This is a genomic window from Paraburkholderia guartelaensis (assembly GCF_004353905.1).
GTDB classification, from domain to species: domain Bacteria; phylum Pseudomonadota; class Gammaproteobacteria; order Burkholderiales; family Burkholderiaceae; genus Paraburkholderia; species Paraburkholderia guartelaensis.
This window is the reverse complement of sequence record NZ_SMOD01000017.1, coordinates 91,630-112,924: the sequence shown is the minus strand read 5'-3', so window position 1 is coordinate 112,924 and position 21,295 is coordinate 91,630. Positions and strand designations below refer to the sequence as shown.

Genomic DNA, 21,295 nt, shown 5'->3' with positions numbered 1-21,295 from the left:
GAGATGCAATGAGCACGCTGAATGACACCGCAGTGGCCGTGAACGGCCGCGAATACCGCTTTCCCGCCGCACCCGTCGTGGTGATCTGCCTCGACGGCTCCGAGCCGGCGTATATCGAGGAAGCCATCAAGGCAGGCCGCGCGCCGCATCTGGCGAAGCTGCTGCGCAGCGGCACGAGCCGCATTGCGCAATGCGTGATTCCAAGCTTCACCAACCCGAACAATCTCTCGATCCTCACGGGCCGCCCGCCGAAAGTGCACGGCATCGCGGGCAACTACTTCTACGACCGGGCAAGCGGCGAGGAAGTCATGATGAACGAGGCGCGTTTCCTGCGCGCTCCGACGATCTTCGCTGCGTTCCACGACGCCGGCGCGAAAGTGGCGGTCGTCACCGCGAAGGACAAACTGCGCACGCTGCTCGGCAAGGGGCTCGACTTCGCGAGCGGCCGCGCCATCGCGTTCTCGGCCGAAAAGGCCGATCAGGCGACACGCGAGCAAAACGGTCTCGGCGACGTGCTCGCGTTCGTCGGCAAGCCGCTGCCCGACGTCTACTCCGCCGATCTCTCCGAGTTCGTGTTCGCCGCCGGCGTCAAGCTGCTCGATACGTTTCGCCCCGACCTGATGTATCTCTCGACGACCGACTACGTGCAGCACAAAGCTGCACCCGGCGCGCCGAAAGCGAACGACTTCTACGCGATGTTCGACCGTTACGTGGGCGAACTCGACGCGGCAGGCTGCGTACTCGCGATCACGGCGGACCATGGCATGAACGACAAGCACCGTGCGAGCGGCGAGCCCGACGTGCTCTACCTCCAGGATCTGTTCGACGAGTGGACAGGCAAGGGCCGCGCGCGCGTGATCCTGCCGATCACCGATCCCTACGTCGCGCACCATGGTGCGCTCGGCTCGTTCGCCACCGTCTACCTGCCCGAGGGCACCGACGCGGCCGGCGCGGCGACGCTGCTCGACAAGCTGCGCAACACCGCGGGCGTGGAACTCGCGCTAACGAGCGATGCCGCGTGCGAACGCTTCGAACTGCCGCCCGACCGGATCGGCGACATCGTCGTGGTCGGCACGCGCGCCAAGGTGTTCGGCACGAGCGCCGCGCGCCACGACTTCTCCGGCCTGACTGAACCGCTGCGCTCGCATGGCGGGATCTCGGAGCAGGACGTGCCGCTCATCGTCAACCGCAAGACCGACTGGCCGCAGGGCCGCGCTCTGCGCAATTTCGACATTTTCGATGTCGCGCTGAACCACGTCGCACAAGCCGCCGCCGCTTGACACACGTATCAACACGAAGGCCCCCGCACGCCGCCGCTCGCATTTGCGAAGGGGCGTGCCCAACCGGATCATAGAACGAGGTATGCGATGAACGTCATGACCAAACCCGCATTCAAGCAGGAGTCCATGCGCATCGCCGGCCGGCAGGTCTCGACCGACGAAGTGATCGAAGTCTTCAACCCCTATACGAACGAAGTGGTCGGCACCGTGCCTGCGGGCCGCCCCGAACACGTGCAGGAAGCATTCGCCAAAGCTCACGCCGCACGCCCGCACCTCACGCGCTTCGAGCGCCAGCGCATCCTCCAGACCACCGCCGAAGCGCTGCGCGACCGCAAGGAGGACTTCGCGCGCCTCATCACTGCGGAGTCGGGTCTGTGCTGGAAAGATTCGCTCTACGAAGCAAGCCGTGCCTACGACGTCTGGTCGTTTGCCGCGCAACTCACGATCAAGGACGATGGCGAAGTCTACTCGTGCGACATCAGCCCGAACGGGAAGAACCGCAAGATCTTCACGACACGTCTGCCGCTGCTCGGCGTGATTTCCGCCATCACGCCGTTCAACCATCCGCTGAACATGGTGAGCCACAAGCTCGCGCCGGCCATCGCGACCAACAACCGGGTGGTGCTCAAGCCCACCGAGCTCACGCCGCTCACTGCGCTCGCCCTCGCCGACGTGCTCTACGAAGCGGGCCTGCCGCCCGAGATGCTGAGCGTCGTCACCGGCAATCCGCGCACGATGGGCGACAGCATGATCACGGACCCGCATTGCGACCTGGTCACGTTCACCGGCTCGGTACGCGTGGGCAAGTACATCGCGCAGCACGCGGGCTACCGCCGCACCGTGCTGGAACTGGGCGGTAACGACCCGCTCATCGTCATGGAAGACGCCGACCTCGACCGCGCCGCACTGCTCGCGGTGACGGGCGCGACCAAGAATTCCGGCCAGCGCTGCACGGCGGTCAAGCGCATTCTCGTGGTGGAAAGCGTGGCGGATGCCTTCGTCGAACGTGTGCTCGTGCACGCGAAGAAGCTCAAATGCGGCGACCCGATGGACCCGAGCGTCGACGTGGGGACGGTCATCAACGAAGCGGCCGCGCAACTGTTCGAGCGCCGCGTGGCCGACGCCGAAGCGCACGGCGCACGCGTGCTCTACGGCGCCCCGCGTCAGGGCGCGCTGTTCGCCCCCACCGTCGTCGATCACGTGCCCTACGACTGCGAACTCGTGCGCGAGGAGACCTTCGGCCCGGTCATCCCGATCATTCGCGTTCCCAACCAGATCGACGACATCATCCGCATCTCGAACTCGACCGCGTACGGTCTCTCCTCGGGCGTCTGCACGAACCGGCTCGACTACACCACGAAGTTCGTCAACGCGCTCGAGGTCGGCACCGTGAACGTCTGGGAAGTGCCGGGTTATCGCACCGAGATGTCGCCGTTCGGAGGCATCAAGGACTCCGGCAACGGCTACAAGGAAGGCATGGTCGAGGCGATGAAGAGCTACACCAACGTCAGGACCTGGTCCATGCCCTGGGAATAACTGCAGCAACCGGCAGGATTGCGACGCAAGCCGCCAGCGCGCGGCCCTACGAGGTTTTTTTCAGCATCCGAACTCAAGGAAGGTTGAATATGAAAACTCAACTGATCGCCGCGGTGACCTGTGCCTTCGCCTTTGCAGCGGGCTCCGTGCATGCACAATCCGGCGTCGTGACCATCTACAGCGCGGACGGTCTGCACGACGGCACGCCCAGCTGGTTCGGCAACCAGTTCGAAGCCTTCACGAAGGCAACGGGCATCAAGGTGCAATATATCGAAGCCGGGTCGAGCGGCGTGGTGGATCGCCTCGGCAAGGAGAAGTCGAATATTCAGGCCGACGTGCTCGTGACGTTGCCGCCATTCATGCAGAAGGCCGCGGCCGACGGCCTGCTGCAGCCCTACTCTCCGGCTGGCGCCGACAAGATCGCCGCGCGCGACAAGGACGCCAAGGGGTTGTATGTCGCCATGGTCGACAACTACCCCACGTTCATCTACAACTCCGCAGTGCTCAAGAGCGCACCCAAGGCCTACACGGACCTGCTCGCGCCGCAGTTCAAGCAGAAGGTGCAGTACTCGACGCCGGGCCAGGCCGGTGATGGTACTGCGCTCATGTTGCAGACTTTCCACGCGTTCGACGGCAAGGACGGTGGCTTCGCGTATCTGCGCAAGCTCCAGGTGAACAATCTCGGACCGTCCGCTTCCACGGGCAAGCTCACGGCGCTCGTGAACAAGGGCGAACTCTACGTCGCCAACGGCGATCTGCAGATGAACCTCTCGCAGATGCGCGACAACCCGAACATTTCGGTCTTCTTCCCCGCCGGCCCGAGCGGGCGCCGCGCCACGTTCTCGCTGCCCTACTACATCGGTCTCGTCGCCGGCGCGCCGCACACGGACAACGGCAAGAAGCTGATCGACTTCCTCCTGAGCGCCGAGGCCCAGCAGGACGTGAGCAAGTCCGCCTATGGCATGCCCGTGCGCACCGACGTGCATCCCACCGACGCCAACTTCAAGACGCTCAGCGCGATGCTGCAGGGCGTCGAAATCTGGGAGCCCGACTGGAACCAGGTCATGCACGACCTGAAGTCCGACGTGGCTACTTACAACCAGGCGATCTCGAGCAACTAATGGCCAATACTTTCACCATGGAACGCGGGCCTGCGCCACAGGCCCCCGCGGTGCCGGCGGCGGTCGCGCACGGCGCAAGCGGAATCGGCTTCGAGAATGTCTCGGTGACGTACGGCGGCCAGACCATTCTCGACTCACTCACGCTTACCGTGAAGCCCGGCGAGATCGTCGCGCTCATCGGCCCCTCGGGCTCCGGCAAGACGACCGCGCTGCGGGCCGTCGCGGGCTTCGTGCAGCCGAGCGCGGGACGCATCATGATCGGGGCGCGCGACGTGACGCGTCTGCCGCCGTATGCACGCAACATCGGCATGGTCGTGCAGAACTACGCGCTGTTTCCGCACATGCGCGTGGAAGACAACGTCGCCTTTGGCCTGCGTGCACGCGGCACCGACGCGGACACGATCCGCACGCGGGTGCCCGAGTGCCTCGGCCTCGTCGGCATGTCGAAGTATGCGAAGCGCTATCCGCGCGAACTCTCCGGCGGCCAGCAGCAGCGCGTGGCAATTGCGCGCGCGCTCGCGATCCAGCCCCAGGTGCTGCTGCTCGACGAACCGCTCTCGGCGCTCGACGCGCAGATCCGGCGCTCGATGCTCGACGAACTGGCGAAGCTGCATCGCAGCCTGCCCACGCTGACCGTGCTGTATGTGACGCACGATCAGACCGAGGCGCTCACGCTCGCGAACCACATCGGCATCATGCGCGACGGCAAGCTGGTGGCCCACGGCGAGACGCAGGGGCTCTACCGGCATCCGCCGAACCGTTTTGCGGCCGAATTCCTCGGGCGTGCGAACGTGTTGCCGGCGCAGCAACTGGAGCCCACGACCAACGGCTACGCACGGGTGCGCTGCGGGGACTTCTCGATCGTCGGGCGCAATCATCACGGCCTGGCCGCCGCCAGCGCGTGTTATGTGTGCGTGCGGCCGCACGATCTGCATTTCAGGCCGCGCACGGAAGCGTCCAATCGCGTGACGGGCGTCGTGCAGAGCGTGCAATGGCTCGGCGAATTGCACAGCGTCGTGCTCGATGTCGGCGGCGAGGTGCTGCGTCTCACGCGTGCGCCGCTCGAAAGTCCGCCGGAGCCCGGCACTGCGATGTCCGTTCATTTCGACGCGGCGGACGTCACGCTCGTACCGGAGGTCGAAGGCCATGGCTGATCTCGTCATTGCTCCGCCCGCGCCGGCCGGCCGCTCCCCGGCCAGCTGGCGCGGCCTCTGGATCGCGCCGCCGCTCGTGGTGCTGGCGGCAATCTTCTTCTACCCGTTCGGCCTCATCGCGCTGCAGGCGCTGGGCGGCGGGACCGACTCCAGCACTCACACACTCACGCTCGCAAATTTCGCCGCCGTGCTGCATTCGCGACAGTTCCTGAGCGGCCTTTATCACACGATCGCCATTGCGGTCAGCGCGTCGGCGGGCTGCCTCGTGCTGGGCTTCGTGTTCTCGCTCGTGATCGCATTCGTGCCGTTTCCCGGGGCGCGCTTCGTCGGCCGGCTGATCGATACTTTCATCGCACTGCCAACCTTCCTCGTCGCGCTCGCCTTCACGTTCGTGTACGGCTCGGCGGGTCTGTTGAACCAATCGCTGATGACGTTCTTCCACCTGAGCCTGCCGCCCGTCGACTTCCTGTACACGCAGTGGGGCGTCGTGCTCTCCGAGGTGACGGTCTATACGCCGTTCATCATGCGCCCGCTGCTTGCCTGCTTCTCGCAGATCGACAACGCGCAGATCGAAGTGGCGAGCAGTCTCGGCGCAAAGCCGCTGCGCATCATCCGGCAGATCATCCTGCCCGCCGCGTTGCCCGCGCTGCTTGCTGGCGGCAGCCTCTGCCTGCTGCTGACCGTCAACGAGTTCGGCATCGTGCTGTTCATCGGCGCGAAAGACGTAATCACCCTGCCGCTGCTCATCTACGGCAAGGCGATTCAGGAGTTCGACTACACCACGGCCTGCGTGATCGCCGTCATCAACATCGCGCTGTCGCTCGGGCTCTACGCCTGCTACCGGACAGTCGTGTCACTTTGCGGAGGTCGCCGTGCTGCTTTGGGCTAAATGGGCAAAGGTGTCGACCTGGAGTGCGACGGCGCTGCTTTTCGCCGCGATCTATGGATTGCCGGTCGCGATGATCGCGCTCGCCAGCGTGAGCGGACAGTGGAACGGCATCCTGCCGAGCCACCTCACGCTCGCCCACTACGCGCGGGTGTTCCACACGGATTCGGCCGACCAGTTGCGCGTGAGCGTGCTCACCGGGGCGCTGGCCAGTGCGGCGGCGCTCGTGAGCGGCACATGGGCGGCGCTCGCGTTGCGCGGCATGAAGGGCATGCCGAAGCGCGTTCTCGACGTCGTATTCTTCGTGCCGAGCGCGGTGCCGTCGGTTTCCATCGGGCTCGGGCTGCTCGTCGCGTTCAGCCAGCCGCCCGTCCTGCTCAACGGCACGGCGTCGATCGTGTTTCTCGCCCATTTCCTGCTGATTTCGGCCTTCACGTACGGCAATGTGTCCGCGGGGCTCTCGCGGCTCGCGCCGGAGTATGGCGAGGTCGCCGAAAGCCTCGGCGCGCGGCCGTTCTACCAGTTGACCCGCGTGACACTGCCGCTCATCGCGCCGTATCTGCTAGCGTCGTTCAGCCTCAGCTTCGCATTGTCGATGGGCGAACTGGGCGCGACTCTGATGATCTATCCGCCTGGCTGGGTCACGCTGCCCGTCGGCATCTTCGCGCTGTCCGACCGCGGTGCGATCTTCGATGCGTCGACCCTCACGATGGTGCTGGGTGGTGGCACGCTCCTCGTGCTGCTCGCGCTCTCGCGCGTCTCGACCAAAGCGGCGGTGCGCTGATGAGCCCATCGAGCCTCGAATCGATGGACGCCCGCGGCGAACACGTTGAGCGCGCCGTCGCCCAGTCGGAGAGCGATACGAACCTCACCGGCCGCCGCCGCGCATGGCAGCGCGAAGCGCTCGATGCGCGCAGCCGTACGCTGCTCGCGCGCGATGCAGCGGCCTTCCTGCGCCAGTCGGTCTCCTCACCGTGCCTGAACGCCATTGCGAAGGCGGAAGGCATCTGGATCGAGGACGTGGCGGGCCGCCGCTACATGGACTTCCACGGCAACAACGTGCACCACATCGGCTATGGCCATCCGCGCCTCAAAGCGGCCATCACCGCGCAGATGGATGCGCTGCCGTTCGCGCCGCGCCGCTATGCGTGCGAGAGCGCGGTCCTGCTCGCCGAAAAGCTCGCCGCGATCGCGCCGGGCACGCTCTCCAAGGTGCTCCTGACGACCGGCGGCTCCGACGCCATCGAAGTGGCGATCAAGCTCGCGCGCACGGCAACGGGGCGCTTCAAGACACTCTCGTTCTGGGACGCGTTCCACGGTGCGGGGATCGGTGCATCCAGCCTCTCGGGCGAGGCGCTGTTCCGCTCGGGGCCGGCCGCGCCGCTCGTGGCGGGCTCCCAGCACGTGGCGCCGTTCGCCTGCTACCGATGCCCCTACGGACACGACTGCGACGAGCATGGCGCCCCACGGCTCGACCAGTGCCGCATGTCCTGCGCGAACATGGTCGACTACGTGCTCGAGCGCGAAGGCGACGTGGCCGCCGTGATCGCCGAACCCGCGCGCTGCGTGCCTTACCTACCGCCGCCCGGCTACTGGAAACGGGTGCACGAAGCCTGCCGCCGGCACGGCGCATTGCTCATCTTCGACGAGATCCCCACCGGCCTCGGCAAGACGGGGCGTATGTTCGCCTGCGATCACGACGGCGTCGTGCCGGACATCCTCGTGATGGGCAAGGCGCTCGGTGGCGGGATCCTGCCGATCGCCGCCTGCGTCACGCGGCCCGAACTCGACGTCGCCGGCGACTGGGCCTTCGGACACTACACGCACGAGAAGAATCCGGTCACCACGCGCGCCGCGCTCACCACGATCGAGATCATCGAGGACGAGGGGCTCGTCGAGAACGCCATGCGTGTCGGTGCGCTTGCGCTCGACCGGTTGAACGACATGAAGCGCCGACTCCCCGCTATCGGCGATGTACGCGGGCGCGGGCTGATGCTCGGCATCGAACTCGTAAAGAGCCGCGTGGACAAGACGCCCGACCCGGATCTCGCCGAGGCGGTGCTGTACCGCGCGCTCGATCGCGGCCTGTCGTTCAAGACAACGATGGGCAACGTACTCACGCTCACGCCGCCGCTCACCGTCACGGCCACGCAGATGCTCGATGCGCTGGCGATACTCGAGGAGGCGATCGAGGCAGGCGTGCAAGCGATGTAACCAAAAACAACACAAGGGAGGCGCCGGATGATCCTGATCGTGCTTCATCTCGCGGGCGGTGTCGCGCTGCTCACATGGGGCCTGCACATGGTCGAGTCCGGACTCATGCGCGCGTTCGGGGCTTCGCTTCGGCGCTTTATGGCGAGGAGCCTCGGCAACCGCTTCAACGCATTCTGTGCAGGACTCGCGATCACCGGCGCCCTGCAGAGCAGTACGGCGACCGGCATGATCGCGTCGTCCTTCGCGGCGCGCGGTCTGATGGGATCGGTGACGGGACTCGCCGTGATGCTCGGCGCGAACGTGGGCTCGACGCTGATCGTGCAGGCGTTCTCGCTCGATCTCAGCTGGATCTCGCCCGCCTGCCTGCTGATCGGCATGGCCCTGTTCGAAAGGGGCAAGGGCTCGCGCAACCGCGATATCGGCCGCGCATCGATCGGGCTCGGGCTCATGCTGCTCGCGCTCACGCTGCTCGTCTCGACGGTGCAGCCCGCGGAAAACGCGCCCGCGCTGCGTACGGTGCTCGGCGCGCTGTCCGGCGAGCCCGTGCTCAACGCCGCTCTGGCGTGCGTACTCACGTGGGCCGCGCATTCGAGCATTCCGGTCGTGTTGTTCGTGATGTCGCTCGCGAAGCTGCATACCGTGCCTCTGGACATCGCGATCGCGATGGTGCTCGGCGCGAACGTCGGGAGCGCGCTCAATCCGTATTTCGAGGCGGCGAAGGGGGACGACCTCAGCCGCCGCAGGCTGCCCGCCGGCAACCTGTTGCTGCGCGGCGGCGTGTGCGTGCTGCTGCTCGCCGTGTGCTCGCCGCTCGCGCGCCTGCTCGACACGCTGCCCGGCGACGCCAGCCGCACGATTGCCGATTTTCACACGGGCCTGAACGTCGCCATCGCGGTCGTGTTCATCGGTCTGCTCGATCCGGTAGCACGTCTGCTGGAGCGCATGATGCCCTCGCCCGCTGCGGGCGACGACGCGTGCTCGCCGCGCTACCTCGACGAAAGCGCCCTGCAGTCTCCGCCACTGGCGCTAGCGTGCGCGGCGCGCGAAGTGATCAGAATGAGCGAGATCGTCGAGGCGATGCTGCGCGAGAGCGTGCCGGTGCTGCTTGCCAATGACCGCCGCGCGGTGAGCGATATCGCGAGCCGCGACGACACCGTGGACGTGCTCCACGACGCGATCAAGCGCTACGTCACCGAACTGACCCGCGAGCCGCTCAGCGAAGAGGACCGGCGCTGGGCATCGGACATCATGACCGCGGTGATCAATCTCGAGCATATCGGCGACATCATCGACAAGAATCTGCTCGAGATCGCACAGAAGAAGATCAAGATGCAGCTGAGCTTTTCGGCCGAGGGCACCGAAGAACTGCGCATGCTGCACGACTCGGTAATCGACAGCTTTCGCCGCGCTCAGGCCCTGCTCGTGTCGGGGCGCACGCAGACCGCGGCGCAGCTCATCGCCGACAAGCAGGCACTGAGGCAACTCGAACGATCGACGCGCGAACGCCACCTCGAACGGCTGCGCGAAGGCCAGCCGGACAGCCTGGCCTCGAGTTCGCTGCACCTCGACGTGCTGCGCGATCTCGTGCGCATCCAGTCACATATTTGCGCGCTCGCCTATCCCCTGCTGGAACGCGACAAAGCGGACGAAGCGGCGGCGCAGGTTTGAGCGTGCGCCGCTCGCCTGACGGTTGCTATACCGGCGCAATCGCCGGTTGTGGTTGGTGATTCCGTGCCATCCACTCGCTGAAGAGCTTTACCTTCGGCTGATGCGCCACGCACTCGGGATAGACAAAGTAATAGCGCGCGCCCGTTTCGATCACCGTGTCGAACGGCATGACAAGCCGCTTCGCCACGAGGTCGTCATCGACCAGCGTGCGGTCGCCGATCGCGATGCCGAAGCCTTGCATGGCCGCGTTCGTCGCCAGATCGAGTGTTTCGAAACTCGGTCCCATGTTCGCGTCTACCTGGGTCGCGCCAACCTGATCGAGCCACTGTCTCCAGTCGCGATGGTCTCGCGTCGGATGCAGCAGCGTGAATTGCGAGAGATCGTCGAACTGTGCGAGCGGCTTGCTGTTCAGCAGTTCCGGCGCGCAGACCGGCGTAATCTGCTCGTCGAAGAGCGGCACCGCGTGAACATCGGCGCCTGGGGACGAGCCGTAGATGATCGCGGCGTCGAACGGCTCGGCCTGGAAGTCGACGTCATGCTGCCAGGTTGCGGTGATCTGCACCAGCAAGTCGGGGTGCTCGCCCTGAAACCGCATGATTCTCGGCAACATCCAGCGCATGATGCAGGTCGGCACCTTCATGGCGAGATCGGTGCGCTGCCGCGTCAAGCGCGCCGACGTCTCCTCGATGCGCGCGAGGCCCTCCCTCACGACGGGCAGCAGCATTTCGCCTTCGGTCGTCAGCGTGAGCCCCTTCTTTCCTCTGATGAAAAGCGGAAACTTGTAGTAGTCCTCCAGCGAGAGGATCTGCCGGCTCACCGCGCCCTGCGTGAGACACAGGTGTTCTGCAGCACACGTGAAGCTGCGGTGGCGCGCGACCACTTCGAATACCTGCAGTGCGTTGAGTGGAGGAAGGCGTCGCATGGGATTCGCGTTTCCGGTTTGACGGAATCAGGCTAGTGAAGGATCTTTGAAAGAAAGTCCTTCGCGCGGCTGGACTTCGGCTGCGCAAAGAACGCCTCCTTGAGATCGTCTTCGACAATACACCCCTGATCCATGAAGATCACGCGATTCGCCACCTTCTTCGCGAAGCCCATCTCGTGCGTGACGCACATCATCGTCATGCCTTCCTGGGCGAGTTCGACCATCACGTCCAGCACTTCGTTGATCATCTCCGGGTCGAGTGCCGAGGTTGGCTCGTCGAACAGCATCGCGATCGGGTCCATCGACAACGCGCGGGCGATTGCGACACGCTGCTGCTGACCGCCGGAGAGCTGGGCGGGAAACTTGTCCGCATGCGCGCGCAAGCCGACGCGATGCAGCAGCCCCAGGGCCTTTTGCGCGGCCTCGTCCTTGTGCCGGCCAAGCACCTTCACCTGTGCGAGCGTGAGGTTTTCGGTAATCGACATATGCGGGAAGAGTTCGAAATGCTGAAAGACCATGCCCACTTTCGAGCGCAGCTTCGACAGATTGGTCTTTCTGTCGCCAACCGACTCGCCGTTGATCATGATCTCGCCGTTCTGAAACGGTTCGAGGCCGTTGACCGTCTTGATGAGCGTCGATTTTCCCGAGCCCGAGGGGCCGCATACCACGACGACTTCACCTTTTTTCACTTCCGTCGTGCAGTCGGTGAGCACCTGGAACTGACCGTACCACTTGGATACGTTGCTAATGGTAATCATGTGGAAACCTGCTTCTGAAAAGCGTTGAAGTTCATGCGTTCAGCGGTGACGGGCACGCTGGTAGCGGCCTTCGAGCACGCGCGCGTACCACGTGAGCGGAAAGCACATCGCGAAGTACAGCAGCGCGACCATCGCGTAGATCGGGAACGGACGAAACACGGCGTTCGTGATCATGGTTCCGGTCTTGGTCAGCTCGGTCAGGCCGATGATCGACGTGAGCGCCGTACTCTTCACCACCTGCACGAGAAAGCCAACCGTGGGCGGCACGGCGATCTTCCATGCCTGCGGCCAGACGACGTAACGCAGTTGCTGAGGCCATGTCATGCCGAGGCTGGCCGCGGCGCTCCACTGCCCTCGTGGCACGGCTTCGACGCACCCGCGCCAGATGTCGGCCAGGTAGGCGCTCGTGTACAGCGTGAGCGTCACCGTTGCGGCCAGCCACGGCGACACTTCGATTCCCACGAGCGGCAGCCCGAAGAACGCGAGAAAGAGCTGCATCAGCAGTGGCGTGCCTTGGAACAGTTCGACGTACAGCACGGCGATGCGGCGCAGCCAGGCCAACGGCGACACGCGCATCGCCAGCAGCACGAGCCCCGCGATGCCGCCTCCAACGAACGCGCAAAGCGAAAGCAGAACGGTCCAGCGCGCGGCCAGCAGCAGATTGCGCGCGATATCCCAGAGAGTGAACTCGACCATTACGGACGCTCCTTCGAAAGGCCGGATGCCGCCATGCGGGCGCGACCGGAAAACCACGCGCGCAGGGTTGTGCGCGAGGCGCCGGCGCCGCGTGCCGTGCGTCCGGCGAAGAGGCCCTTGCCGAGCCGGTTGATGAGCAGCCGCAGCACGATCGACAGCAGGAGATAGATCACCGTGACGATCACGTAGCTCTCGAACGAGCGGAAGTTGCGCGACTGGATGAAGTTGGCTGCGTACGTCAGGTCGGGCACGGAGATCTGCGAGACGACGGCCGAGCCGAGCATCACGATCAGCACCTGGCCCAGCAGCGCCGGGAAGACGTTGGCGAGCGCCTGGGGCAGCACGACATGGCGGAAAACCTGCCGCCCCTGCAAGCCGAGCGCCATGGCAGCCTGGCGCTGGCCGCGAGGGATCGAATCGATGCCGGCGCGCACGATCTCGGTCGCGTAGGCCCCCAGATTCACGGTCATCGCCAGTACCGCCGCCTGCATCTCGTTGATCTGCACGCCCAGACCCGGCAGCCCGAAAAACACGAAGAAAAGCTGCACGAGAAAAGGCGTATTGCGGATCAGCTCGACGTAGGACGCCACCAGCGCGCGCACCCACCTCGGGCCCGCGACGGCAAGGCTCGCGCCCGCAATGCCGAGCAGGCCGCCCAGCACGGTCGAGACCGCCGTCAGGCCGAGCGTCACTTCCACGCCGCGCGCGAGCATGCCCGCGTAAAGACCGAAGTCACTAAAGTCGAATGTGTAAGTCATCGCTGCGCCGTCAGTCGTTCAGGTAAGCGGGAGCCGGAGCCCATCAAAGACTGGCCGGCAGCGGAGCACGCAGCCATTTGAGCGAGATAGCGTTCATCGAGCCGTCCTTCTTTGCGGCCGCGATGGCGTCATCGACCTTCTGCTTCAGGCGCGGCTCGTTCTTGTTCAGGCCCACGTGATCTGGCGAGCTGAACAACGAGAACTTCTGCTCAGGATCGTTGGCGGGATGACGGGCCATGATGGTCGCGCCAACGTCATTGCCAACCACGAGCAGTTGGGCCTGACCGGACAGGAATGCGGAAATCGCGCCGTTCGGGTCGTCAAAGCGCTTGATGACCGCGGAGGGCGGCGCCACCTTGGACACACTCAGATCTTCGAGCGTGCCGCGTGCAACGGCGACCGTCTTGCCAGCCAGATCGCCGGCATTCTTCACCGCCAGCGATTTCGGACCGAATACCGCGAGATAGTACGGCGCATACGGCTGCGAGAAGTCGATGACCTTCGCGCGCTCGGGCGTCTGGCCAACTGAAAGCAGCATGTCCGCCTTGTGATCCGCCAGATAGGCCATGCGGTTGTCGCCCGTCACCTGCACGAGTTCGACCTTCGCATTCAGGGCCTTGCCGATCAGATTGGCCACGTCGATGTCGTAGCCCTGCGGCTTCATGTCGGGTCCGATCGATCCAAACGGCGGATAGTCCTCGAATACGCCAACACGCACGACGCCCGATTTCGCAATCGTGTCTAGCGCGTCCGCGTGCGCGAGCGGTGCGAATGCGCTGAGGCCGACCATGCCGGCCAGCGCGAAGGTTGCGATGGTGCGAGCCGCGAGGCGCTGCATGGGGTTCGTGGTGACGTGAGTGGTGTTCATGACGGATGTCTCCTTCCAGCTGCTTCTTTGGGGGTAAAAAAATTCAACGCGAAATTTCAGTGCGCGGTATGTGCCGGAATCAGCCTGCACGCGTGGGCCGGCATCTCGGCGAGCACGGGGCGCCCCACTTCGAGGTCCGGCGTCTCGCGAGGCGTGGTGGCGGCAGTGAGCGTGAAGCCGTCGCAATCGATCGTCGCTTCGATCTGCGCGCCCACGTCGCGAACAAACGTCACCTTGCCGGCGACGACGTTCGGGCCGGGACTCGCCGTCATGGGCCGCACACACACGTCTTCCGGGCGAATCAGCAGGCGGATGTCGCCCGAGCGCTCCGGCGGGCGCATCGCGGCATTGACGGCGATCCGCTGGCCGCCCGGCAGCGCGACGCCGGCATCGGCTTCGAGCGTCACGGGCAGGATGTTGCCGAGGCCGATGAAGTCCGCCACGAATTCATTCACGGGATCGCGGTAAATGTCGAGCGGCCTGCCGACCTGGGCGATGCGCCCTTTCTGCATCACGACGATCTCGTCGGCCATCGTCATCGCTTCGCGCTGGTCATGCGTGACCATGATCGTCGTGATGCCAAGCCGCTGTTGCAGCAGGCGAATCTCGACCTGCATCGCTTCACGCAGCTTCGCGTCGAGCGCCGAGAGCGGCTCGTCGAGCAGCAGCAGTTTCGGCGACGAGGCAATCGCACGCGCAATCGCCACGCGCTGGCGCTGGCCGCCGGAAAGCTGCGTAACGGGCCGGTCCGCCATGTGCGGAAGCTGGATCAGTTCGAGCAGTTCGGCCACGCGCTTCGCTTGTGCGCGCTTGTCGACACCGCGCAAACGCAGCGGATAGGCGACATTCGCTGCAACGGTCATATGCGGGAACAGCGCAAGCGACTGAAACACCATGCCGAAGTCGCGCCGGTTGGCCGGCACCTGCGTGAGGTCGCGCCCCGCGAACATCACCGATCCGGAAGTCGGCGTCTCCAGGCCCGCGATGATACGCAGCAGGGTTGTCTTGCCGCAGCCGGACGGCCCGAGAAAACACACCAGCTTGCCGTCCGGAACGTTGAGATCGACGTGGTCGACCGCGAACGCGTTGTGAAAGCGCTTGGTGATGGCCTGCAAAGACAGATGAGTCATGAGAGTTCCTTTGTGCCCGGGGACCGCGTGAGAGGCGGCGATCAGAGCGCCACGCCTGCGTCGCCGACGAGCTTTTCGAGCAGCCAGATCAAGGCAAAGTCGATCAGCACGATGAAGACCGCGAAAGAAAACACGGTTGGGTCGAGCGACGAAACGGTGCGGCTGTAGAGCCAGACAGGCAGCGTCATCGTGTTGATGCCGTAGAGGAAGAACGTCACCGTGAATTCGTTAAACGAAATGATGAACGCGAACAGCATGCCGGCGAGAATGCCCGGGCGCATGAGCGGCAGCACGACGTCGACGAGCGCACGCCGCGGGCTCGCACCCATCACGCAGGCGGCTTCCTCGAACTCGGGTCCGATCGACGCAACCGATGCCGCGCAGTTCTTCACCGTGAACGGCAGCGCCAGGATCACGTGCGCAATGACGAGCCGCCCCACGCCCAGCTCCACTGGGAGCACATTGAAAACGAGCAGCAGCGAAAGCCCCAGCATCACGAGCGGATAGACGAGCGGCAACGCGACCAGTTGCTCGATCACGGCCTTGCCGCGAAAGCGGTAGCGCGAGAGCGCGTAGGCAGCGGGCACCGAGACGGCGGTGGCGATGAACATCGTCGAGACAGCGACGATGAGGCTCGTCGTGAGCGCGGTGCCCATGGACAGCACGTCGCTCGCATCGGGCGACACGAAGGTGTGCCATGCGGCCCGATACCAGTGCAAGCCGAAGCTCTGTGGCGGAAATTCGAGCGTGTCCGAATTGCCGAACGACATTGTGATCATCGTCAGAATCGGCAGCGCGGCGAGAAAGAGCACGATCGTCGCGCACCATCCGGTCACGCGGCTGAGGCGGCCGGGCATCGTCAGGGGAATACGCAAGGCATTCATGAGCGGGACTCCGCGTGGCGTTGCAGGTTGCGCACCAGCCGTTGCGAGATGGCCATCACCGCAAGCGTCGCGGCCATCAGAACGACACCCGAGGCAGACGCGGCCGGCCAGTTCAGCAACGGCGCGACCTGATCGTGCACGAGCACGGCGAGCATCGGCACGCGGCGTCCGCCCAGCAGCAATGGCACCGCAAACGCGCTCGCGTTATAGGCGAACACGAGCAACGCGCCCGAGACGATGCCGGGCATCGCCAGCGGCAGCATCACGTGGCGCAGCGTCTGCCAGCGGCTCGCGCCGAGGGTAGCCGCCGCCTCTTCGTACGAACGCGACACCGCGCGCATCGCGCTCGAGATGGGAAGCACGGCGAGCGGAAAGGCCGTTTGAATCAGTCCGAGCAGCACGCCGTTCTCGCGATACAGCCACAACACCGGACGCCCGATCAGGCCGGTGGCCATGAACACGTGATTGACGAGGCCCGCCGGCCCCAGCATCACGAGCCACCCGTAGCCCTGCAGCAGCAGGTTGACCAGCAGCGGCAGCAGCACGCCGGCCAGCAGGAGGCGCCGCGCGGTGCGCGACTGCGTACGTGCCATAGCGAGCGCTACGGGAATCGCCAGCACGACCGCAACGATCATGCTCTGGAAGGCAAGGCGCAAGGTCAGCCAGAGCGAGCGCAGGAAGTAGGCGTCCCCGAGGTCGACGTAATTTTGCAGCGTGAAGGCATGCCACTCATTGCCTGGCACACCGAAGCTCATGCGCAGCACGGCGAGCGCCGCCGCGATCAATACGGCGAGAAACGCGAGGATCGGCGCGAGCAGCAGCAACGGCGGCACGCGCGGCAGCGCCGTTGCGGTGGCGAGCTGGGCCGTCGATTCGCCGGCCTGCGCCGGCGTGCCCGCGCGATGTGAAGAGAGGGCTGACATGGCGCTCACGCGGAAAAGATCTCGGTGAAGCGCTTGATCCACGCAGGCTGCAACGCGGCGAGCGCTTTGTCGTCGTGAAGCACGGCCTTCTCGGCGATCTGCTGCGGCGACGGCACGAAGGCGCGGCTTTCGGCGGGAATGATCGCACGCGAGTTCACCGGACCGTTGAGCACGTCGGCGGCCATACGGCCCTGCACGCCGGCATCGAGCGAATGATTGATGAAAGCGTGGATGAGATCGATATCGCCGGGATGCGACTTCGGAATCACCGTAAACATCAGTTGGGTCGCGAAGCCCTCTTTCATGCCGTAAGTCACGGCCATCTTGTACTCGGGCTTGCGGATCTGCTCCGGGAAGAATGCCGGTGCATAGATGCCGCCAATGTCGAGCGAGCCGGTGCGGAACAGGTCGGCGACCTGGTTCGGGTTCTCGCCGAGTGTCAGCACACGGTCCTTCAACTGGGCGAGCTTCTTGAACCCCGGATCGATATTCTGCTGCGAACCGCCCGCCATCTTCGCGGCGATGATCGCGAGATCGACCGCTTCCGCCCATTCGGGCGGCGGCAGGAACAGGCGTCCCGCATACTTCGGATCCCAAAGGGCTTCGTACGTCGAGGGCGCGGTCTTCACGGTGGAGGTGTTGTAGATGAGGCCGTCCGACCACAGCAGGTAGCCGACGCCGAATCCATTGGCGCCCGTGCGATATTGCGGCGCGACGTCTTTCAGGTTTGGCAGCTTGTTCAGGTCCGGCTTCATCAGCAGGCCGGCATCGGCGAGACCGGAGGCGCCGACCCCGGCAAGCGTGATCACGTCGTAGGTCGGCCGGTCGCCGGCCGCCTTGAGTTTCGCGACCATACCGGAGGTGCCATCAGCGCGGTCGGCGATAACCTGTGCACCGGTCTTCTGGCTGAACGTGGCGGCGATGTTGCGCAAGGCCGCCGCGCCGGTGTCGTCGGACCAGGTGAGCAGCCGCAGGGTCTTGCCCGCATAGCTCTTTTCCTGTGCCCTGGCAGTACTGATGAATGGCATGGGCAAGGCCGATGCCGCCAGAGCCGTGCCGATTGCCTTAATGGCCTGCCTTCTCCCCAGCTTGATCCCCTGCATGGTCATCTCCTGATTGAACCGTATGGGCGCTGCCCAGTGCGCGCTGCCATTACCGAAAATCGCGCGAACGTGCTGCGTGAATGGACTCTACGTGCGTCAAAAACCTGCAACAAACGAAATCTCTGCATGCGCGCCATGACAAAAGCTCATGCACCGCGGACGTTTTCCGGAGCCGCGCCGGCCCCGGCAGGCATGAGCACCTGCTTGATTTCCTGGAAGGCGGCGAGCCCGAACGGACCCAGTTCGCGCCCGATGCTGCTGCGCTTGTAGCCGCCCCATGAGGTCTGAGGAAAGATGACCTGCGGCGCGTTGATCCAGACAACGCCTGCTTCCAGTTCGGCCGCCACTCGCCTGCCTCGCCCAGCGTCACGCGTGACGACCGTGGCGACCAGGCCGAACTCGGTATCGTTGGCCGCGTCGACGGCCTCGTCCTCGGTATCGAAGCTGCGCAGGCACAGCACGGGGCCGAAGATTTCCTCGCGCCACAACGGGCTTTCGGCCGGGATATCGACGAACAGGGTCGGTTTCACGAAGTAGCCGGGACCAGGTGGCGCCTCGCCTTCGATCACGAGACGTGCACCGTCCGCCTTGCCGCGCGCGATGTAGCGCTGCACGCGGTCGTATTGCGCGCGGTTGGTGAGTGGCCCCATCTGCACGCCGGGCTGGAATGGATCGCCGACGACTGTGCGCGTTGCGCGGTCGGCGAGACGCGCGGCGAGCGCGTCCGCTATCGGTCGCTCGACCAGTACGCGCGAAGTGGCCGAGCACATCTGGCCGGCATTGAAGAACGCGCCGCCCGCAACGAGGTCGGTGGCGAGATCGAGATCCGCATCGGCGAACACGATGATGGAGGACTTTCCGCCCAGTTCCAGGCTCACGCCCTTGATCGTGTCCGCAGCGGTTTTCATGACCTGCGCCCCAACCGCGGTGCTGCCGGTAAAGGAAACCTTCGCGACGAGAGGGTGTGACGCCAACGGCGCCCCGACTTCGGTGCCCGTGCCCGTGACGACGTTGACCACGCCTCTCGGCACGCCGGCCTCCGCGATGATTGCCGCAAGCGCCAACTCGGGCAGCGGCGTTATTTCGGAAGGCTTGAGAATGACGGTGCAGCCGGCCGCAAGCGCGGGCGCGAGCTTCCACGCCGTGGTGACCATCGGGAAATTCCATGGCACGATCAGCGCAACCACGCCTGCCGGTTCGCACCGGACGCTCGCCTGATAGTCGTCGCTGGGAATTGCGACCCCGGACTCGCCGGTTGCGTCGAGTTGTTCGGCGAGGCCCGCGTAGTACTCGAACGTGGCGATCACGTCGCTCACGTCGATTCGCGCTTCCTCCAGCGGTTTGCCGTTGTTGAGCGACTGCAGCGCCGCCAGATGCTCGCGCCGGTCGCTCACGCCGTTCGCGATCGCACGCAGCAAGGTTGCTCGCTGCGCGCCGGTTGTCTTCTTCCAGGTGCGGAAGGCCCGTGCGGCGGCACGCACCGCGCAATCGACATCGGCGGCGTTGCCAGCCTCGACGTGGGCAATCGTTTCTTCGGTCGATGGGTTGACGACCGGCAGACGCTGCCCGCCCTCGCCCGCGCACCAGAAGCCGTCGATGTAGTGCTGCGTACGCAGGGTCACTCCCGGCCCGAACCATTCATGCTGCTTCATGCCGGCACCCGCGCAAACCAGTCGGCTTCGTTTACTTCGATCACGGTGGGGATGTTCCGCGATACGGCTTGCTGCAGCTCGGCAGCAAGCGCATCGGGCGTATCCACGCGAGCCGCCACGCAGCCGAAACCGCGCGCCAGTGCGAGAAAATCCGGCGTGTGGATATCGACGCCGACCGGCACGATGTCGCGCGCCGTCATGTAGCGGCGAATCTCGCCGTAGCCGAAGTTGTTCCACAAGAGAACAACAACCGGCACCCTGGCTTCCACGGCGCTGGCGAGTTCCGGCAGCGTGAACTGCAGCCCGCCGTCGCCGATCAGGCAAACCACGGGGCGATCGGGCGCCGCGAGCTTCGCGCCAATCGCCGCGGGAAGCCCATAGCCCAGCGTGCCGTAGCCGGTCGACGAGTTGAACCATGAACGCGGCTGCGGAGCGTCGTGCACGAAGTTGCCCGCATACACGGGGCTGGTCGAATCGCCCGCGATGATGACGTGCGGCAACGCGGCGGTGATCGTGTCGACAAGGCGCTTCTGCGAGCGTGTCGGCGCGTCGTAGCCGGCCTCCACGGCCTGCCGCGCGAGCGCGACCCGCGGCGCGCCCCAGTCGCGCTGGCGCGCTGACATGATGCGTTCATGCAGCCGCGTCGACAGGCTGCCAAGCGCTTGCCGCGCATCGGCGGCGATGGCCACGTCGGGACTGAAGTTGCGCATCAGTTGCTGCGCGTCGATATCGATGCGGATCAGCCGGCCCTCGATCGAAAAGCCGCCGTCGAACACCACGTCGTAGTCGGTTTCGCCCAACTCGGTGCCGACCGCGAGTACGACGTCCGCTTCGCGGGCCAGCGCCCGCGTTGGCGGCAGCGATTGCGTCGAGCCGAGCAGCAGCGGATGCTCCGGCGGCAGCAGGCCCTTGGCGTTGATCGTCAGCGCAACCGGCGCCTGCAGACGCTCGGCGAGTTCCTGCAGTTCGGCCGCGGCGTGCAGCGCGCCACCACCAGCGAGAATCAGTGGACGGCGCGCCGTGGCAAGCAAGTCTGCCGCCGCAGCGAGGGACACGGGGCACCCCGCCGGCTTCGCAGGCAGCACGGCTGGCATCAGGTTCATGTCCCGAGCGGGCGCGACGATCACGTCCAGGGGAATCTCGATGTGCACGGGCCGCGGCCGCGCGCCGCCGAAAACGGCGAATGCGCGGGCCAGCACCTGGGGCAGTTCCGCAGCATCGAGCAGCGTGTGCGAGAACGCGGTGAGCCCGGCGAACACGTCGCGCTGCGACGGCAGTTCGTGCAGACGTCCGTCTCCGTTGCCAAGCTCGCGGCGTGCATTCACGCTCGATATCACCAGCATCGGAATGGAGTCGGCATACGCCTGCGCCATCGCGGTCGCGATGTTCGTCATGCCAGGCCCCGTGATGATGAAGCACACGCCCGGTTTTCCGGTCACGCGTGCATAGCCGTCCGCCATGAAGCCCGCGCCCTGTTCATGGCGCGGCGTGACGTGGCGGATGGACGAAGCGGCGAGACCCCGATAGAGCTCGACCGTATGCACGCCCGGAATGCCGAACACGTACTGGACGCCGTATCCTTCGAGCAAGGTGACGAGTGCCTCGCCGCAGGTTTGGCCCGTTGTATGGGGCCATTGAATTGGCCGCGCGCCGGCTTCCTCGAAGCTGGCGGTGAATTCCGGATAGTTCATGGATGGTCGCGTTCCTGGTTGGTACCGCCCGATGCAGATGCCGGCCCGGTT

19 protein-coding genes are annotated in these 21,295 nt (G+C 65.3%); 8 read left to right on the top strand and 11 right to left on the bottom strand.

Translation table 11 applies throughout. The features are described 5' to 3' along the window. Positions 1-8: 8 nt before the first annotated feature. From phnA to E1N52_RS22535, 8 genes are all read left to right on the top strand, one after another. Positions 9-1,280, top strand: a complete 1,272-nt coding sequence (gene phnA, locus E1N52_RS22570) for a phosphonoacetate hydrolase (protein WP_133184948.1) — start codon at positions 9-11, stop codon at positions 1,278-1,280. Positions 1,281-1,367: 87 nt separating this feature from the next. Then, a complete protein-coding gene (gene phnY / locus E1N52_RS22565; RefSeq protein ID WP_133184947.1) occupies positions 1,368-2,816 on the top strand; it encodes a phosphonoacetaldehyde dehydrogenase in 1,449 nt (482 codons plus the stop codon). An 89-nt stretch (positions 2,817-2,905) separates the two neighbouring features. Further along, entirely contained in the window at positions 2,906-3,937 is a 1,032-nt protein-coding gene (locus tag E1N52_RS22560) for a 2-aminoethylphosphonate ABC transporter substrate-binding protein (protein ID WP_133184946.1), read from the top strand. After that, positions 3,937-5,091: an ABC transporter ATP-binding protein gene (locus tag E1N52_RS22555; protein WP_133184945.1), complete on the top strand. Its 1,155-nt coding sequence runs from the start codon at positions 3,937-3,939 to the stop codon at positions 5,089-5,091. Before E1N52_RS22560 ends, E1N52_RS22555 begins: the two co-directional genes overlap by 1 nt. Beyond that, complete coding sequence (locus E1N52_RS22550; RefSeq protein WP_133184944.1) at positions 5,084-5,980, top strand: 2-aminoethylphosphonate ABC transporter permease subunit; 897 nt, start codon at positions 5,084-5,086, stop codon at positions 5,978-5,980. Before E1N52_RS22555 ends, E1N52_RS22550 begins: the two co-directional genes overlap by 8 nt. Continuing rightward, entirely contained in the window at positions 5,964-6,761 is a 798-nt protein-coding gene (locus E1N52_RS22545) for an ABC transporter permease subunit (RefSeq protein ID WP_133184943.1), read from the top strand. The genes E1N52_RS22550 and E1N52_RS22545 overlap by 17 nt, the downstream gene beginning before the upstream one ends. After that, on the top strand, positions 6,761-8,191 hold the full coding sequence (pbfA, locus tag E1N52_RS22540; RefSeq protein ID WP_133184942.1) for a (R)-1-hydroxy-2-aminoethylphosphonate ammonia-lyase: 1,431 nt from the start codon (positions 6,761-6,763) through the stop codon (positions 8,189-8,191). Before E1N52_RS22545 ends, pbfA begins: the two co-directional genes overlap by 1 nt. A 27-nt stretch (positions 8,192-8,218) precedes the next feature. Further along, entirely contained in the window at positions 8,219-9,859 is a 1,641-nt protein-coding gene (locus E1N52_RS22535; RefSeq protein WP_133184941.1) for a Na/Pi cotransporter family protein, read from the top strand. Between the two features lie 25 nt (positions 9,860-9,884). Here E1N52_RS22535 and E1N52_RS22530 read toward each other — a convergent pair whose 3' ends face one another. The 11 genes from E1N52_RS22530 to E1N52_RS22480 form a co-directional block, all read right to left on the bottom strand. Next, positions 9,885-10,781: a LysR substrate-binding domain-containing protein gene (locus E1N52_RS22530; RefSeq protein ID WP_133184940.1), complete on the bottom strand. Its 897-nt coding sequence runs from the start codon at positions 10,779-10,781 to the stop codon at positions 9,885-9,887. Positions 10,782-10,813: 32 nt separating this feature from the next. After that, positions 10,814-11,539 (bottom strand): amino acid ABC transporter ATP-binding protein, encoded by a 726-nt coding sequence (locus tag E1N52_RS22525; protein WP_133184939.1) that lies wholly within the window; start codon positions 11,537-11,539, stop codon positions 10,814-10,816. A 39-nt stretch (positions 11,540-11,578) separates the two neighbouring features. After that, positions 11,579-12,235 (bottom strand): amino acid ABC transporter permease, encoded by a 657-nt coding sequence (locus tag E1N52_RS22520; RefSeq protein WP_028207074.1) that lies wholly within the window; start codon positions 12,233-12,235, stop codon positions 11,579-11,581. Next, complete coding sequence (locus E1N52_RS22515; RefSeq protein WP_133184938.1) at positions 12,235-12,993, bottom strand: amino acid ABC transporter permease; 759 nt, start codon at positions 12,991-12,993, stop codon at positions 12,235-12,237. Before E1N52_RS22515 ends, E1N52_RS22520 begins: the two co-directional genes overlap by 1 nt. Before the next feature lie 43 nt (positions 12,994-13,036). Continuing rightward, entirely contained in the window at positions 13,037-13,861 is an 825-nt protein-coding gene (locus E1N52_RS22510) for a transporter substrate-binding domain-containing protein (RefSeq protein ID WP_133184937.1), read from the bottom strand. A 56-nt stretch (positions 13,862-13,917) separates the two neighbouring features. Continuing rightward, positions 13,918-14,991 (bottom strand): ABC transporter ATP-binding protein, encoded by a 1,074-nt coding sequence (locus tag E1N52_RS22505; RefSeq protein WP_133184936.1) that lies wholly within the window; start codon positions 14,989-14,991, stop codon positions 13,918-13,920. A 41-nt stretch (positions 14,992-15,032) separates the two neighbouring features. Beyond that, the gene (locus E1N52_RS22500) at positions 15,033-15,875 is read right to left on the bottom strand and encodes an ABC transporter permease (RefSeq protein WP_133184935.1); all 843 of its coding nucleotides are present in this window, start codon (positions 15,873-15,875) and stop codon (positions 15,033-15,035) included. Further along, the gene (locus E1N52_RS22495) at positions 15,872-16,798 is read right to left on the bottom strand and encodes an ABC transporter permease (protein ID WP_133184934.1); all 927 of its coding nucleotides are present in this window, start codon (positions 16,796-16,798) and stop codon (positions 15,872-15,874) included. Before E1N52_RS22495 ends, E1N52_RS22500 begins: the two co-directional genes overlap by 4 nt. A gap of 5 nt (positions 16,799-16,803) precedes the next feature. Beyond that, the gene (locus E1N52_RS22490) at positions 16,804-17,901 is read right to left on the bottom strand and encodes an ABC transporter substrate-binding protein (RefSeq protein WP_133184933.1); all 1,098 of its coding nucleotides are present in this window, start codon (positions 17,899-17,901) and stop codon (positions 16,804-16,806) included. A gap of 146 nt (positions 17,902-18,047) precedes the next feature. Further along, positions 18,048-19,553: an aldehyde dehydrogenase family protein gene (locus tag E1N52_RS22485; RefSeq protein WP_133184932.1), complete on the bottom strand. Its 1,506-nt coding sequence runs from the start codon at positions 19,551-19,553 to the stop codon at positions 18,048-18,050. Continuing rightward, positions 19,550-21,244 (bottom strand): 5-guanidino-2-oxopentanoate decarboxylase, encoded by a 1,695-nt coding sequence (locus E1N52_RS22480; RefSeq protein WP_133184931.1) that lies wholly within the window; start codon positions 21,242-21,244, stop codon positions 19,550-19,552. The genes E1N52_RS22485 and E1N52_RS22480 overlap by 4 nt, the downstream gene beginning before the upstream one ends. Positions 21,245-21,295: the final 51 nt, after the last annotated feature.